Source organism: Lentzea waywayandensis, from assembly GCF_900115955.1.
Lineage (GTDB): Bacteria > Actinomycetota > Actinomycetes > Mycobacteriales > Pseudonocardiaceae > Lentzea > Lentzea waywayandensis.
Window position 1 is genome coordinate 639198 of record NZ_FOYL01000003.1, and the last position, 16635, is coordinate 655832.

A 16635-nucleotide genomic window follows, 5' to 3' on the forward strand; every position below is an offset into this window, starting at 1 on the left:
TGGCCGCAGACAAGGGGCTACAGGTGGCTTCGAGTCCGTCTTGGAGGCCAGGTTCCCGTGCTGATCAAGCTCGGCTACGACCGTCAGCTCGGCTGCTACCGATACCTCGACGTCATCGTGGCGAGGTGTCCTGCAGCGCATGATCTGGTCAAACTCACCCGCGGGTCGAGCCATTCCAGGCTTCCGATACCGGAAGATCATGAAGAGCCCGACTGCCGTGACCCGACTTCCGCCGAAAAGGATCTTCAGGTCACGTGTCGGGTTGCTGCGGTGGGTGAGATCGTCCGGCCCTCCAACACCGCCCGCGCTGCCTCTTCAGGGTTGCGTCGAACCACACATTCCCAGAGTCGGACAACATTCCATCCGGCTTCGACTGCAAGCTGAGAGCTACGGATGTCACGCTCTCGGTTGCGACGCATCTTTTCTTCCCAGAGTCCTGCGTTAGGTCCGGTGAACGGCGCCTTGCGGCCGTGCAGGGGACACGAGTGCCAATAGTCGCCGTCGACGAACACCACGATGCGCCTGCTGGGCATGACGATGTCAGGGGTACAGCCCTTGGCTAGGTTGCGATGCAGGCGATAGCGCGCGCCGAGCGCGTGGAGAGCCCGTCGCAGCATGAACTCGGGCTGCGTGTCCTTCTTGCGCCGCCCGCTCAGATGGGATCCGGCGTTCGTGGAGACCCAACGCCTGCCCTCGTTGCTCAACTACCTGCTCCGATGTCTCGGAAACCGTCATGCTCGGAGGGTACGTACGATACAAGTGGCGTCGGGGGATGCCACAGCGATATCGGAGGCGTCCTGCATAAGGCGCGGCATCAGGTAGATGTGTTCTGATCGCTAGTGAAGGGGTAATTCCAGCGTGCGTGTACCTATTCGTCCGCAGGTCGGAGTGTTCGGTGTCTTCGAAGCGGTCGACTACAAGCAGTGGTTTGCCCTGGCCGAGTTCGTCGACAACTCGATCCAGAGTGCACTCGACCTCTGGCACGCGCATGGGCGCAGGGGACCGCTTCACGTCTCCATCAGGAGGACAGGTGGGGATGGCGGCACGATCACTGTCACGGACGATGCGGGTGGCATCCCGTCGCACCGGTTCATGCAGGCCTTCGAGGTGGGTACTCCACCTCCCGACCGGAGTGGCCTGTCCGTGTATGGGATGGGTATGAAGAGCGCGGCCGCGTGGTTCGCCGGTCGCGTACGCATTACCACGACTGCCATCGGCGAGCCGGTCGAACGCACCGTAGAGTTCGACTTTCCTGCCATCATCGCCAATGGTCTGCAGGACCTGGAGGTCGTCGAACGTCCTGCGCCGGCGGAGGACCACCGGACTTCCATCGTCATGTCTAACCTGCGCAACCCGATCCGTACCAAAACCCACGGCAAGGTCAGAGACCACCTGCGCGCCATCTACCGCCACTTCATCCGCAGCGGGGCCTTGGTGCTGAGTTACGACGGCGAGACCCTGACCTACGAAGAGCCCGAGGTGCTGGTCGAGCCCTACTATCGGGATGGCGCCGAAGCCAAGGAATGGCGCAAGGAGATCGACTTCACGCTCAGCAGCGGCGAGCACGTCCGAGGATTCGCGGCGCTGAGCAAGGTCGGTCGTACCGCGGGGGCCGGATTCAGCTTGTTCAGGCAGAACCGCGTGATCACGGGCCTTGACGACGACCCATGGCGCCCGTCCGAGATCTTCGGCGCGGGTAACTCCTTCCGCAGCCAGCGTGTATTCGGCGAGCTGCACCTTGACGACGTCAAGGTCACCTACAGCAAGAATGGGTTCGTTTGGCAGGCCTCCGAGGAGGAGCTGATTAGCAGGCTCAGGGAGGAACTCGATGCCGAGCCGCTTCCTCTTCTTCGCCAAGCTGAGGGATACCGCGCCCGCAAGGCGACCTCGCAGCAGCTACAGGCGGCCAAGAAGGCCATGAACGCGATGGACTCGGCGTTCGCCAAGGCGGTGGAGCAAGACCTGCCCGAACGCATCGAGGATTCGGATGGCCCCGGGCCGGTGGCGCCACCGATGGCTGAACCAACCTTGGTAACTGTTCCTCAGCCGATTGCTGCACCCGTTGACGAGCGGGTTTACCAAACGATGGCGAACGGGACCTCCTGGGAGATCGTGCTTCGTCTCACGGATCAGGGAGATGAGTGGATCTCGTTGACGGAGATCCCAAAGACTGTTGACCCCGCGCCCAAACGGCTGGTGGTGGAGGTGAACGTCAGCAGTGCGTTCATGCGCAACTTCAGCGGTCGTGACGCCGTCGAGACCGAGTCGGTGCTTCGCGTCGCTGCTGGAGTCGCGCTCACGATCGTGACTGCGAGGGACCACGGGGTGAAGAACTCGATGTACGTGTTGCACACGCTGAACCAGCTGATGTCCGGCAGCCTCGGCATTAGGAGCTGATGGTGGAGACCTTGGTCGAGGACGGCAACAACCCCTATGATGTGCACCACGAGCTTTGGAAGTGGGGCCCGAAGGTCGATGGGCCGAACTTTGCGCGCTTCCTGGAAGCCGCGAACCTACCGGAGCCGGCGATCGAAGGGCTCCGCCGTTTCACGCCGAAGGTTCTCGGCCAGAGTTCTCCTCCGGAGATAGACGGGATCTCCACGGGCCTCGTCATCGGCAAGGTCCAGTCCGGCAAGACGAACTCGTTCCTGGCACTTTCGGCGCTCGCCAGTGACAACGGGTATCGCATGGTCATCGTGCTTTCCGGAACGAAGAACATTCTGAAGGACCAGACATACCGTCAGGTGGTCTCGAAGCTGTCGCGCGGTGACCGCAGCTGGATGGTGTTCAACTTCGAGCCAGGGACGGGTGAGCTCGACTTCGAAAATGCGCTGCGCACGGCGTTCTCTCCTTTCGCACCAAGGACGCTCGTGGTGACGATCTTGAAGCGCACCCGCGACAACTCGGACGCTAGCGAGGGAATCGACCGCCTCGCGACGTTGCTCGAACGGTCAGACCTGCGAGAGAAGCTCGCGCACCAGCCGACCCTCATCATCGACGACGAGGCGGACGAGGCCAGCCTCGACAACTCCGCAAAGGCTCGAAGCAGCGGCAAGGAGGCTGAGCCGACACCGACGTTCAAGGCCATTCTCCGGCTGAAGGAGTTTTTCTGCAGGCAAGCGTTCGTCCAGTACACCGCTACGCCGCAGGCCAACCTGCTCGCCGAGCTGACCGAGCAGCTCTCGCCTGACTACTGCGAGCTTCTCCCGCCGGGCGACGGGTACTGCGGCGCGGCGGACTTCTTTCCAGAGAACGGTCCGTACTGGCAGGAGATCCCGCAGTCGGACGTTGACGCGGTGGCGGACAGGTCGAGCGAGCCGCCTGAGTCACTGGTCGAGGCCATGCGCTACTTCTTCGTGAGCGCTGCGCTGGAGGAGATGACCGGCGACGGCACGCCTAAGTCGCGGAGCATGCTCGTGCACCCAGAACGGCAGATGCCGTCGCACAACCTGGCAGAAGCTTGGGTTCAGAAGGTTCGAAGCCGGCTACGCGAGTACGTTACGGCCGCTTTGGATCGTCCGGACAGCCACCTGGCCCATGAGTTTTACGCCGAGGTCGCCCAGTCATTGCAGACGTTGAGCACGACCACGCTGGTAGAAGGAGTGAGGCCACAGGATCTGATGCTGCCGCTCCACCATCGTCTGGGAGACGCCAAGGTCCGGGTGATCAACTCGAAGAACCAGTTCGGAGAGGACGTCGACTGGAACGAGCCGTGCTGCTGGATCTTCGTCGGTGGAGACGTCCTGCAACGTGGGTTCGCGTTCCAGGGCCTCACGACCACGTGGATGGCGCGCGGACCGGGAACGGGCCAGGTTGACGTGCTGATGCAGCGCGGGCGGTTCTTCGGCTACCGCAAGCCCTTCTTCAAGTACTGCCGTATCTGGCTGCCTCGGGTCGTTCACGACGACTACTACGCGCTTTTCGCGGAACACGAAGCCGCGTTGTGGCGTGCGGTGCAGGCGCACATCGACTCAGGCAAGCCCATGACGGAGTGGCCACGCGTGTTCCGGATTGACCCTGGGCTGCGGCTGTGCCGCCGGACCAGCCAGTGGATCCGGTTGAAGACGACGACGAACGAGTGGCTAGCTCAGCGAGTGGTGCCGTCCGTCGACCAGGCCGCCGACGCTGCGGCGAACGCCAAGCTGGTGCAAGATCTCCGCGAGTCCGTCGCGAACTGGCAGGAAGGGTGGGTACCGAGCGACCGGAATGCTGTGCGAATGCATCGCTTTGCCTATGTTCAGCTGAAGCGGCTCGAGGACTTTCTTACCAACTACCGGTTCTTTGGACAGGACGATGTCCTCGACGTGATCCTGCTGGACGTGGTCGCCTCCCTGGCGGAGCAGAATGATCAAGCGTGCGCTGTCGTAGTCGACATGCGGCCGGATGGTCGCAACCGGCGCGCTGTCACGAAGGGTGAGGTCAACCAGCTCTTCCAAGGGGCAAACAAGTTGGAGGACCCTGCCGCGCGGGCTCACTACCCCGGTGACCGGGCGTTCCGGGCAGGAGGCGACGGCCTTCCGCACCTCAGTGACAACCTTCTGACCATCCAGCTGCACGAGCCGAACCTCGATCAGAACGGGAAGTTCCTGACCGACCTGGGGGGCTACCTGAGCAAGGGATGCCCTCTTCTCGGGGCCTGGCTTCCCGAAGACCTGCGCAACTACCGGAGGCAGTCATGACGACACTGACCTATGCCGACGTGCGCCGTGTCTTCGACCGCCTTCCGTTGCCAGAGGACACGGCGGGGACGTCCTACGCGACGGAGCAGCTCGTCGGGCAGACCATCCGGCTCGGCAAGACGCACGAAGGACTCCCTGTGCTGGTGATCGCGGAGCCGAGCGAACTACGAACGGCGTTGCAAGACAGGCACTACGCGAACATCAGGCTAAGACACCAGCGGGTACTTCGACTTGTCGACGGTCAGGAACCTTCGACGTACTCCGTCCTGGAGTGTGTGACCCGCGACCCGGCGGTGCAGGACTGGTTCCTGCGGCTGCTGCCATCGCTGCTCGAGCGGGTTGGCGACAAGGGGGCCGACGAACTCAACCACCAGGTTGCTTGGCTCAACGAGCTGTTCCGCAACTTCGACTCCGCCGCGGGCAAGGACATGACGGGCATCTGGGCGGAGTTGTTCCTGCTGCACGAGGCGTTTGATCCGGTCCACGCGATCACGGCCTGGCGCTCAGACCGTGACAGCCGCTATGACTTCACCGACGACGGCAGTCATGTCGAGGTGAAGGCTACGACGCATGCAGACCGCAAGCACGCGTTCTCGGCGTCGCAGCTCGAACCTGGGGACCGGGTGCTTGTGGCGAGCCTGTTGCTCGACCGTAGCGACAGGGGCGCGAGCGTTCTGGACCTGTACCAGCAGATCGCGGTAAGGCTGGCGGGCGCGTCCGAAGCGGGGGAGAAGCTACATAGGCACGTCATGGCGATGGTAGGCACCCGCGTCGCTGAGGCAGACGACACCAGGTTCGACATGCAGGCCGCGGGCGAGAACCTGCGCGTCTACCGAGCTGTCGACGTGCCGCAGGTCAGCGCACCGTTCCCCGTCGGGGTGTCCAATATCCGCTTCACCGCGGACCTCACCGACACGGCCACGGCCGCACCACGGCTCGGCGAACGGAGCGCACTCTGGAAGGAGCTGCTCGCGGTCGGCTCGTCAGAAGAGTGAGAGGGCTTCGTCTTTGTTGAGGGCCTTCTCGCGGGGTGACGGACCCATGCCCTCACCGGGGTGTGCATCCTTGTCCCCGACCATCTCCCTGAATCGAGCAGGGATCGGCTTCGGTGGCACTGGCTTTGGCGGCGTCCTGTCAGACTTCTTGGGCAGGTAGACCAGCTCGCCCGTGTCGTAAGGCTCACCGTGCAGGTGCGTGTAGAGCGCGCGGCCAACAACTTCGGCTAGCAGCGGCGGCGTCGCATTGCCCGCCTGCTTGATCTGTTGGCGATGCTTGCCCTCGAGCTTCCAATCTCTTGGGAATGTCTGCAGCAGGAGACATTCGAGGGCAGTCAGCGGGCGGTTGTTCCAGTGGAACGGTCCGGTTGAGGGCCCTGGGCTTGCGGGCAGGGTCCAGGCGGGCTGGTCCTTCGCGAGCTTCAGCAGGAACGACCAGTAACGAGTGCGGTAGCCGAACAGCTCCTCACCCTCGCCACGTGCGGTCAGGTGCAGGTAGTTGCCGCCCTCAGGGATTGAAGCCAAGAGTTCGGTCCAGGTGCCCTGGTTGGCAGGAAGCTTGGTCTGCCGCAGGTGTCCGATCGCGTCCCATGCTGTCATCGGCTTGTCGCGGTACTCCGGGTCAGGCCACTTGAACGGAAGCCCGTCTTTGACCGCCACCGCGATGACGCGGTTGCGTCGCTGCGGAACGCCGTAGTGGGAAGCATCTACCACACGCGGGTCCAGTCGGTACGCGGTCCCGTGCTTCTTGTTGATCTCAGTGAGTCGCTCGGTGATGAACGGGGCTGCCGAGATTTCGCCGCGCAGGAACCCGGCCACGTTCTCGATGAACAGCGCCTTGGGCAGGAACGACTCCACCAGGTCCAGCATGGCGATGACGGTCTTGGCGCGGTCGTCCTCCATGCCGCGCCGCCCGGTGTTCGCCCATTGCGCGGCCATCGAGAACGGCTGGCACGGTGGCCCGCCAGCGATCACGTCGAGTTCGCCGACCTCGAGGTCCAGGTGCTCCGGCTTGAGTTCCTTAGCAGCAACAGTGACGTCGTTGGTCGGCAGCTGGGTCCAGGTCTTGCGGTTCTTCCTCAGCGTGTCGCGGCACGTCTTGTCAAGCTCCAGACACGCCACGGTGTCGAACCCCGCGGCTTCGAGACCAAGATCCAGGCCACCAGCCCCGGTGAAGAGCGACAGAACTGAGCCGCGGACGTCCTGCACCGTTGCTCCACCTTCCACGTCAAATGCCCCCGCTGTCTGGGCTGCCGGAGTATGAGCTCAACCCACGCGGCCACTCATGTCAAGAACCACCTTGAAATATCATCTCGCACAGCAGTGTGTCTGCGCTGTCTGCCCCCCACGACTGCGTTCAAGAGCAGCGGGTAGTTCGTGGTGGGATCGCGGCGGACACCAGTGAGCGCGATACGCCAATGAGCCCATGGTCCGACCCGAGTTCCCGCTGACCTGTGGTCCGAAAGCCGGTCGGGCAGTTATGAGTACCCGACCGGCTCGCCTGTCCAGGTTCGACGGGCCACACGACAGAGCTACGTGCTGACACGCCTCAGCACCGCCAGCGGGAGCCTGTCCATCTCATATGGATCTGACCACAGAACAGTTGATGCACCTAGGCGTTCCTTCACATGTTCCGCTGTGGAGTGCTGCTTTTCGTTTAGAAGGTGGGGCTCTCGCCGCCAGAGCGGATGCCCAAGTGCGACCGCCCTTTCGTTGCGGGTGTTCAGCACGACAGGTATGCCGTCAACGTTGTGGGCCGCAAGATCAGTCTCGTTGGTCGAAACGAACCCTCGTGCCAGCATATGGCCGCGCACGAACCAGCGGTCGGTGGCGAGGGCGTCACCTGCGGCGAGAGCGAGCATGTCCAGGGCCAACCGCCAGTCGAGTGCTCCGTGCAGCCGGCGGTTGTCATAGGATCGGAGGCAGTCTGGGCAGGACGACGTGCAGGCACCGTGCTCGGCCTTCTCCCAGCGTGCCGATAGTTCGCGGCGAGTGTCCTGAATTAGCGTTCGGAAGACCTCGACGTGGCCAATCTCCGAGGCGTAGCCGGCCCCGTTCTCCAAGGCATCGGCAATAAAGACGTCGTATGTCGGGCTTTCGTGGCGTCGGACCGGCTGGAGGCCGACGACCAGCTCCTGTGGGTCCACGTCAAGCTGCACCTGACACGCAGCACGAAGCGACTCGGCGAAAGACCAAAAAGCAGCTTTGCCAGCCGGGAGCTGTTGCGGCAGCGAGGAGATGACACCCGTGGCAACGTCGACTTTCGTCAGGCCGACCATCAGTACGTCCGTTGTCCGGATCTCGCCGATCGCTGCACGCCCCTTGTTGGTACCCGCGGGGATGAGCCAGGTCTTCGGCGGATAGAGCATGTCCTCCGGTACGACGACCGAGCCGTCAGGCAGTTCGCGGAGGGGAAAGAGATCTCCTCGGTTATCGTTCACCTGAACAACTTGGGCCTGCTCGTACGTCTCGAGCCGCGCACCGCCGACCTGCTCGGATCTGGTTGGCGGGGTCGCCATCGTGACGGCCGGTAGTGCAGCCCCTGGAGCGAACTCGTTCTCATCGTTGTAGTCCCTCGACCGATACGTCGTCCGGAACCCGAGTGGCTGGTACATGTCGAAGTGCAGGAGGTTCTCGCCGCACGATCCACATGCCTCGGCCGTGGGGTTTGCAACCAGGGTTCCGCACGTGAGGCATCGCCCCATGCGCATCGCCGGCCCGAGCGGATCCTTCGGCCCGACTCGGGTCCCCTTGATCTCGTAGGCCGCGAAACCGACCGCTGTATGCAGGCTTCCGTCTCGGACAATCTGAGCGCCAGGTGCGAATGACGACACCGCCATGTCAAGCGGCCGGTCGGAGAGCTCCGCCTCGTCCATGTCCGAGCGACGCCGCACGGGTGAGCTGTAGAGCGGTCGCACTCTGGTGGGGAACCCAAACATGGGCAGCACACCTGCGGTCGCGAGGAGCTCGCTCAGCTCAGCAGGCGGAGTTGATGTGCGCTCGACGGCAGAGTCGATGTCCTGAGCGAGACCGGACCTCGCCCACGCATCGAGGGCGCCCACCTCGTGGGCAGAGAGGCCGGTGTAGCTCGACAGTCGGCGGACGACGTCATCGACGTCCGCCGAGCTTGCGAGCCAGTCGGCCACCTCGTGGCGGTAGCTCGGCCAGCTGGCCGATGGCCCGAAGGAGCCGTGGATGCTGCCTGGCGTCCATGCTGGTGGGTTGGCTGTGTCGAGGAATGCCCTGCGGAGCAGCTCGGCCGCGACTACGCGGCGGACGATCTGCTGCCGGTCGAGGTCCAGGAACGGCTGGGGCGGCACGTCCCCTGTGATGCGGTGTGTGTTGTTGAAGTAGAAGTCATCGTGGGTCCGGTCGCGACAGATTGTTACCGCGTAGGAGAAAGCCTGTCCCGCGCGGCCTGCGCGTCCAACCCGCTGTTGGTAGTTGAACCGCTGAGGCGGCATGTTCGCCATAAGAGTCGACTTGAGAGATCCGATGTCGACGCCGACTTCCATTGTTGTCGTCACGCTCAGGACGTCGAGTCCGCAGGTCAACGGGTTCTCCCTTGGTTCGCGGAGGAGCACCCCGCGGAACCACCGCTGGCGACGGCGCTGTTCCTCGAGCGGTTTGGTCTGCCCTGTCAGCTCCGCGACTGCGAGTCGACGGGGTTCCCGATGCGAGAGCCATGCGTAGTAGTCGTCGGACAGAGCTTCGAGGGTGTTTTCCTGCAGACCTTTGCCCCGACAACGTCGGTTCGCGCAGACGCCTCCTGAGGGGTGAAGGTGGCGGTACGAACATGAGGGGCATCGCCACACACGGTTGCCGCCGGGAATGACGACGAGTGGCGCGGTACCGGTCTGGATCTGCAGGAGCCAGCCGGACGCGACCGAGAAGGTCAGCACCTCACTGACCCACTGGACCAGGTCCCTGGGGTCAACGCCGAGGTGGCTGCCAACCTTCTCGAGATACTTCCTGACCACCTGCGGAATGGTGGGTTGCATATCGCCGTACTCCGCACCTACGTACCGCCGGGCAGTCCCCAGGATGCGGATGCAGGAACTGAGGATCTCTTGTGCTCTCGCTTCGTCAACCGGGGCTCCGCTGGTGCGGACGTTGGACGGGGCGACGTAGCCCAACCCAGCCGACTCGATGTCCCGCCCAGCACGGTCGAACAACGCCTCAGCGAGGCTGACATTGAGCTGGTCGGTGTAGATGCTCCGGGCAAGAGCTAGGTCGCCAGGGCTGAGCGTCTTCCACATGCCCGGCTTCGGTGGAGCGAACGCGGCGTACCACGGCGAACCGTCTGGCGTGGTTGCCATCGATGGCCCAGGCCCAGCTGGAGGCACTCCCGTGTGAACGAGGCGCTGCGTCAGCCGTTCCCGCAGAGTTGCCCAGCTGGTGCGGGAAGCGCCAGAGGTGTCCTTCTCTGCGGTGTCGAGCTGGAGCTGCTCGTCTTCGGTCAAAGCCACGTACTGCTGTTTCTGGACGAGACCGTAGAGATGGGGGCTCTGTTGCATGACCTCGTCGAACACCTGGCGCTCGTCGTCGCTCAACGAGTTGGGGTTCACCGTGGACTTGCGAAGCACATCGACGGGGTTCGGAGGAGCCACATCGAGCGACTGCCGCACGAGCTGCCGAATCAGGTCTCGATAATGGTTCCGCGCCACGCCGGCGGCAGTCCGGGCAGCGTCGTCCCGGCTGTCAGTGAAGACGATGGTCTTGCCATCCGACGGTGCGTCACCCATCGACCTAACCAGCTGGGACAGGAAGACCTGGGTTGACTGTGCCAGGCCGGACGTGTGGGCCCGGATCGGGCTGCGGACTGTCCCTCGCCAGTAGATCTGGAGATCAGCGTTGTATCCCTGCTGGGCGCAGCTCGGGCATATCTCAGGAAGCGCAGGGGGGACGTTCCTGTCGCCTGTGATGCCGCGAACGGTCATGACCCAGCCCGTTGTGGAGTCGAACGAGTCGAGTGTCAGCAGGCCCGTGCTCGCGTCGAAGCTGGCAGGACTGAAGGTGAAGCGAGCCGTGCCCTTCTTCGAGGGCAGCTGGTGGGACCACTCGGGAACCGGAGTGAGCGGCTTGTCGCCGGGCCAGTACCACATGTACTCCCCGTACTTGCGGCGGAACACCGGCTGCTGCTCCATAGCGGGGATCTCCACGGTGCTCGGGCCGAGAACCCATCCCGTGCCCTCGTGCTCCTGGAGGCGGTCGACGACGAACCCGCCCAGGCTGACGTCGCCACACTCGAAACAATAGAGAAGGTCTAGAACCCTTGACCCGCATTCAGCGCAGGTCGATGCGGGGACGTCGAGGAGTCGGCCAACTGTCCGGTCAGCCCGCGGAGCGTCCTCGTCATGGCAGTTTCGGTTCGAGCACGCCCACATTCCGCGTACCGTTCGTGCAAAAAGGTGTGCGCGAAGCGGGATTGTCTCGGACGTCGCTGGAGCGTCGGCGATCTTGCTCAGAACCTGCTGCAGGGCGAGCTGGTCCTGCGCGCTACCGTCCGCGTCTGGGAACAGGTTCCGTGCGAGCGCGGTGAGTGGGGTCGCCCTGAAGCGGTTCTCGCTCTGGGAATAGCACGCTGCTGCAACAGCTTGGGAAAGCGCCGGGCCATCGGCCCAGGTGTCGTTGTTGGCGGCCAACGCGTGTACCTGCTGGCGGGTAACAATCGGGGCGTCGACAAGCGTTCTGGGCTCACCAGAGGTGACGTGAAACGTGCTGCGTGACGCACCGAAGAACGTTTCGAGGTAGGCGCGGCTGTCGTCACCTTCGGCCAGCGAGGCACTCGTGGCCACGAAGCGCACCTGCGGACTGTCAGCTTCCAAGCCCAGCCTCGACAACAGGCTGCGCAGGATCATCGCGACCTCACTGCCCTGCGTGCCCCGATAGAGGTGAAGCTCGTCAACGACGAGCGTCAGGACGTTCTCGGGCGACCGATCAAGCCAGTTGTGTGTGCGTTCGAACAGTGGACTGTCGACGTCGCGCATTAGCAGCGCGTTTAGCATCGAGTAGTTGGTCACCATGATGTCGGGTGGGGTCACCCGTATGTCCCAGCGAACAAGCATCTCGTTCCGGCGCGGGTCAGAGAACTGCGCGAGGTCCTCCTCTGCGGTGCCGGCAGCCTCCATCTCGTCGAACTCACGGGCGATATCCCGGAGCTGTTCGGCGACCTGCGCCGCCTCGGACGATGGCCCCGCGGGCTGGGTGACTGTCCCCAGCGTTGCTGAGGTGTACCTGCCGAACCAGAGTTGGGAATCCGGGCGGAGCTGCGCAATACGGCGCACAGCTCGCCGGAGACGGACGATTTGGTCCTCGACAAGCGCATTCGTGGGGTACAGCACGATCGCTCGCATTGCCGCGGGGCGGCCCTCTGTACGCAAGGGCTGCCAGCGCTTCGCGTTGGCAGGCGCCCACCACTCGTGCGCCGATGGCTCGCTGCCCCACGTCAGTGACTCCTCGACCAGCCGGAGTAACAGCGGGAGGAGAAAGCTCTCAGTCTTGCCTGAGCCTGTCCCGGAGGTCACGACCACATTGCGACGCTCGACCGCGCCACCCAACGAACAACGGACTGCCTCCGCTTGATGGGCGCGGAGGCGGATCGGTTCACCCGCCGGCGTGAACGCACCGAAGAGAGCCTGCCCGACAATTTCGGCCGCCTCGTCTGAGATGCCGACCTCGCGCGCTACCTCGAGCAGTGGCACCGTGGCGTCATAGGGAATCACCGGCTCGAGGAGCGGATCAGCAAAGAGGCGGCCAGGCCTCTCCAGGAGCTGACGGCGTTCAGCCATCAGCCGTTCGTCGCGAAGCCAGAATGCAGTATCGAAGTACCGCAGGTAGGCGCTGCGAATAGCATCGTGGACACTGGACGGGCTGGCAGACATCGAACCTCAGATCAGCTAGCGAGTAGGTCGTACAGACGAGAGGCGACCGCATCGGGGACGTCGTGGTAGACAAGTGACCGGCTCTTGCTGGCGGTGCCGGGCAGCCGACCGCTGTTGAGCACGGCGGCGCGGCCGTAGAGGCCAGGCAGGTCGGCTCCTAGCGGGACGGCAAGCCGCTCCGAGCTGGGGTAGTAGCCCAGGAGCGGTCTTCCCAACCTGCGGGCTTCAAGATGTTTCACGAGCTGAGCGGTACCGATGGCGCCCGCGTGCTGTTCAACATCAGTCTCAGTTCGGAAGACGTAGAGCGTGCGAAACGCAGACTCCAACCGGTATGCCCCTGGCGATGCAGCTGTTTGGACCGGTTCCCATGACGCAGAGGCGATGTCGAACCGCTCAATCCGCCGTGCGCCCGGCAGCGGGACACGTGGGAGTGCCCGCGCGACCGTGCTCAGCGACGGTAACGTCCGCAACAGCGCCATCGCTGCCTCCGGTACGACCCCTGGCGTTGTTCCCTGCGGGAGAAGACTTCCTAGATCCGGATCATCGGCGATCTCACTGACTTGATCGCATGTCAGCTCCTCAACGAACCACGTTGTCGGGCCCTGCTCGCGGTTGGCGTAGGAAAACTTGCCGCCCGCCTCATCTACCGCGACCTCGAGTTTCCATCGCGCCGCCTCAGACCATGCTCCGGAAAGGAAGAATGTTTTGTCACTGGCCTCAGCCAGACACGGTGGGCCAATCGCCCACGCAGTGACCTCCATCCGTTCGTCGCGGGCAAGATCGACATGGCCAAGTGCCTCGAGGCTGCGACGAAACGAGTCGGCCGCGATGGCCGACGAGTCGACCTGGGTTGCGACACGGTCGAGTGATGATGCTGCGCCGCCCCCCAGGTGCACCAGCGCGTCAAGGGCGTCGTCACGGCTGATGCGTTGTACCTCAGCCTCGGCAATACTCGACAGCCAACGGGACTGGTCAAGTTCGAGATCGTGTCGCTCCGATCGCCTTCGACTGGGGCGTGGCCAGGTCGGGTAGCGTTTAATCAACCCACACTGCGTGCACGTGCCGGATGTCATCGAAGCAGTGGGCCGCCCGACAGCGGGCGGAAGCTCGATCCGATGTGCCCCCGTCACAACACATGACTTCGGGTCCGGCGACGCGATGACGATCGGCACACCTTCGCGTTTCGCTCGGGCTCTGGCGGACCACCAAACCGCCCCAATATCGTGCGGTTCCACCGCATGAACCAGGGACATGGGACGGGGCGACAACGCTCCCCGTACGCCGGTCCCGGCCTCGCGGTTGACGCGGCATGCTGTGACTGCTGCGCGTGGAGTTTGAAGGTCGTAAGCAAGGCGGGACGCGGTCTCCCAGCTCCAACGGTCTGGGGTGTTGGACGAGCGCAGACGCAGAACCGATCGCTGAAGCGCCCGGCCGCCACCGTCCAGCTTCAGCTCGTAGTCACCATCCTCGAGTTCCTGCTCGGCGAGGTCGACGAGCAGGAGTCCTCGCGAGCTTCGCCACTCTTTGCATTCGCTCACATCGCCAGTGTCGAGTTGTGTACGCGTCAGCGTCAGTTGCAGGTCTCCTTCGAGCTGCGACACGGCGCGGATCTCAGGAGGGCAGAGTCTGGACCACTTCCGGAGGTTGCCAGGCAGCTTCAGCCCACCGGCGATGCTGAGCTGAGAAGAGATCACTGGAACCAGCGCGTTTAGGTCAGCGTGCTTCGGCTCTAAGGCTGGGGCGACAAGGACCTGAAGATCCGTGGTAAGTGCCCAGCCCTGTGGAAGCCCGCGCATCGAGCTGTACGTCTTGTAACCAGGGCGCGCGACCTTCTTAAGAAGGTGGGTGACCTGGTTGAGTAGTGCTCCCTCGTCCTTGATGAGGAGAAGGAAGTCCTCTCCTAGCTGGACCCGCTCGCATTCCACGAAGCCATTGGTCTGTTCGTCCCGCCGGAGCGGGACCAGTCTGCGCGGATGACGCCTGGCCTCGATGCCAGTGCGCGGGTCCGCAACGTGAAGCATCCCCTCAGCCATCGACTTGGAGTCGATGTCGGCGGCGGACCGCGGACGCACCGACCCACCAGCAAGGGGGAGCATGTCTAGCGTTGGCCCGCCCTCGGCACTCAGAACCTTAAGTTCCTCCGGCGGCGAGCCTGCTGGCATTGTCGCGAGGAACGACAGTTGCAGGGCGGGCTGAGGGAAGCGCTGCAGTTGCGCGATCAGATGGACGTCGCCAGCCTTCCTCCCCGACGATGCTGTCACCACGCCCGCAAGAGTGTTGTCCCAACTGAGCAGCTCCGTAGCGGCAATCTCTGCAATCCGCTCTCGAGCACCGGCTCGCTGCCACAGCCGCTCAAGGTTCTTGCTGGCTGGGCAAGGGACTTGCTGGATCCAGGTATCCAGCATGCGCGCCATGTCAGCTGGTGGTAGCTCGCTACCTGGCGGGAGGCCGAACTGACGGAACATCTGGGTGAGGTGCCGCCGGTCCGCTGCGCGAATGAGGGCTTGAGAGAGCGGAAGGCCAACGTAGCGGTGCGACAGGGCATAGGCAGTCGGGACGCCATAGCGACCGTCCGCAAACGTGAGCCAGTCGTTCAGGCCGCGCCAGAGCTGCTCCGCCGCAGACCTGTAGGCGAACTGGAGACGCTCCTGCTCCGCCTCGTTGTCGACCTTAAGGACTGAGGCGAGACGTGGGTAGTACGCGTGGGCGGCAAACGAGGCGTCGCTGCCCATCGTCTCGGCGGCCAATGTGAAGACTGCGAGGAGGGCAACCGTTGGCGGTGGCTTCAGCTGAGACCCTTGGTTCTCGGACCGGCCGACTGATCGTCGCCAACGGGCCAGATGCTGAAGGTGCGCCCGAAAGACATCAGTCGGTCCGCAGTCTAGAACGAGGGTCGACAGCGCAGCCTCGGTCAGCTCACGGGTGGCGTCCTCGGGTGACAGTGACAGGCGCGACGACACCTTGGCGAGCACGCCGTCGTCCATGTCGAGGTAGACCGGCCGACCGGCCTGCATTTCGGTGAACACCGTCTCGCAGATCGCAGTGTTCCAGCGCAGATAGCGCTCCCACGCGCTTGACGTCTCCACCGGACTCCCTTCGTCGGCCCAATACCGACCAGCTCACAGCCGATCTTGGGACCGATGGCGGTCACGCGTCCGCCCTCGTCGACACATCGGAACGCACCCCGGCCGAGTTACAGGCGTCACTTGGAATGCTGACCGTCGTACACATCCGCCGCAATTGCGTCTTCGGGTGGTCGTGGTGCGCCTGGAAACAGGTGGCCGGCGGAATGACGCTCGCGTCGCCGACGGTCGTGCTCGACCAGATCGGCGGGCCTGAGCTGTTCATGCACGGCCTGGACCACAAGGTGTACCGGCTCAGCGTGCGCGACGGCAGGTGGCAGCCGTGGGCGGAAATCGCCAGCCCGCAGCTCATGCGCGGCAGCGCGAGTGCATCCAGGTCGGGCGACGGGAGCCCGCAGGTGCTGTTCGAGGGACCGAACGGTCAGATCTTCCGCTCCGTTCGCGGTAGCGGTGGTCTCACCTCGGCGACCCAGCGGGGCGTTCGATTGGAGCGTGCGGCGGCTGGACTTAACCCGGCAGTGTGCAGGAACCGATCTCGTTGACTCGCTGCTGCGAACGCCTCCCACAACAGGTTGAAGGGATGGTTTGCGCCGTATCGGTCACGCTCGCCTTTGCGGGCGAAGACGCCGGTCAACCTGGGGCTGCGCTATGTGAAGGCCTCACCAAGATCATCGAGACGCTGCTCGCCATGTCAAGAGGCGTCGTCTCCCGCCTGGCTATCGGCTACTGCACGCGGAGCGACGATCGTGCGATGCCCAGATGTGGTGACGACGAGGCGCTCGTGCGCGAGCTGGGTGATGGCTCGGTGGGCTGTGCTTGGTGCGACGCGATAGGTAGCGGCCAGATCGCCTGTAGAAGGAACTGTTGCACCGCAAGGAAGTTGGCTGGTTGCGATCTTGCCGCGTAGGTCATCCGCAATAGAAGCGTATGTGGCCGGTCGCCCAGGTCCACTGGCCATAGCTGGTGATGTGCCAGAGCGGGGTTCGACTGGCTG

Annotated in this window: 9 protein-coding genes; 4 read left to right on the top strand and 5 right to left on the bottom strand. The window is 63.9% G+C overall.

Features of this window, described 5'->3' with window-relative positions; all coding sequences use genetic code 11:
* Nucleotides 1–245: 245 nt before the first annotated feature.
* Nucleotides 246–704 carry a very short patch repair endonuclease gene (locus BM417_RS13735; protein ID WP_218164462.1) on the bottom strand — a complete coding sequence of 153 codons (459 nt, stop codon included), beginning with the start codon at nucleotides 702–704 and terminating at the stop codon, nucleotides 246–248.
* Between the two features lie 154 nt (nucleotides 705–858).
* Here BM417_RS13735 and BM417_RS13740 point away from each other — a divergent pair, with 154 nt between their 5' ends.
* The 3 genes from BM417_RS13740 to BM417_RS13750 are packed head-to-tail and all read left to right on the top strand — an operon-like array spanning nucleotide 859 to nucleotide 5674.
* Complete coding sequence (locus tag BM417_RS13740; protein WP_093592591.1) at nucleotides 859–2397, top strand: ATP-binding protein; 1539 nt, start codon at nucleotides 859–861, stop codon at nucleotides 2395–2397.
* Nucleotides 2397–4679 (top strand): Z1 domain-containing protein, encoded by a 2283-nt coding sequence (locus BM417_RS13745; protein WP_093592593.1) that lies wholly within the window; start codon nucleotides 2397–2399, stop codon nucleotides 4677–4679. Before BM417_RS13740 ends, BM417_RS13745 begins: the two co-directional genes overlap by 1 nt.
* Nucleotides 4676–5674, top strand: coding sequence for a PD-(D/E)XK motif protein (locus tag BM417_RS13750; RefSeq protein WP_281251312.1), 999 nt, complete (start codon nucleotides 4676–4678; stop codon nucleotides 5672–5674). The genes BM417_RS13745 and BM417_RS13750 overlap by 4 nt, the downstream gene beginning before the upstream one ends.
* On the opposite strand, the gene BM417_RS13755 is transcribed toward BM417_RS13750, so the two are convergent.
* The 3 genes from BM417_RS13755 to BM417_RS13765 form a co-directional block, all read right to left on the bottom strand.
* Nucleotides 5663–6883: a DNA cytosine methyltransferase gene (locus BM417_RS13755; RefSeq protein ID WP_177320422.1), complete on the bottom strand. Its 1221-nt coding sequence runs from the start codon at nucleotides 6881–6883 to the stop codon at nucleotides 5663–5665. The genes BM417_RS13750 and BM417_RS13755 overlap by 12 nt on opposite strands.
* 323 nt (nucleotides 6884–7206) lie before the next feature.
* On the bottom strand, nucleotides 7207–12558 hold the full coding sequence (locus BM417_RS13760) for a DEAD/DEAH box helicase (protein ID WP_093592604.1): 5352 nt from the start codon (nucleotides 12556–12558) through the stop codon (nucleotides 7207–7209).
* An 11-nt stretch (nucleotides 12559–12569) separates the two neighbouring features.
* Nucleotides 12570–15644 (bottom strand): hypothetical protein, encoded by a 3075-nt coding sequence (locus BM417_RS13765; RefSeq protein ID WP_093592607.1) that lies wholly within the window; start codon nucleotides 15642–15644, stop codon nucleotides 12570–12572.
* Nucleotides 15645–15847: 203 nt separating this feature from the next.
* On the opposite strand from BM417_RS13765, the gene BM417_RS13770 reads away from it, so the two are divergent.
* Nucleotides 15848–16183: a hypothetical protein gene (locus BM417_RS13770; RefSeq protein ID WP_143138637.1), complete on the top strand. Its 336-nt coding sequence runs from the start codon at nucleotides 15848–15850 to the stop codon at nucleotides 16181–16183.
* A gap of 149 nt (nucleotides 16184–16332) precedes the next feature.
* Here BM417_RS13770 and BM417_RS50295 read toward each other — a convergent pair whose 3' ends face one another.
* On the bottom strand, nucleotides 16333–16599 hold the full coding sequence (locus BM417_RS50295) for a GntR family transcriptional regulator (protein WP_407656149.1): 267 nt from the start codon (nucleotides 16597–16599) through the stop codon (nucleotides 16333–16335).
* Between the last annotated feature and the right edge of the window lie 36 nt (nucleotides 16600–16635).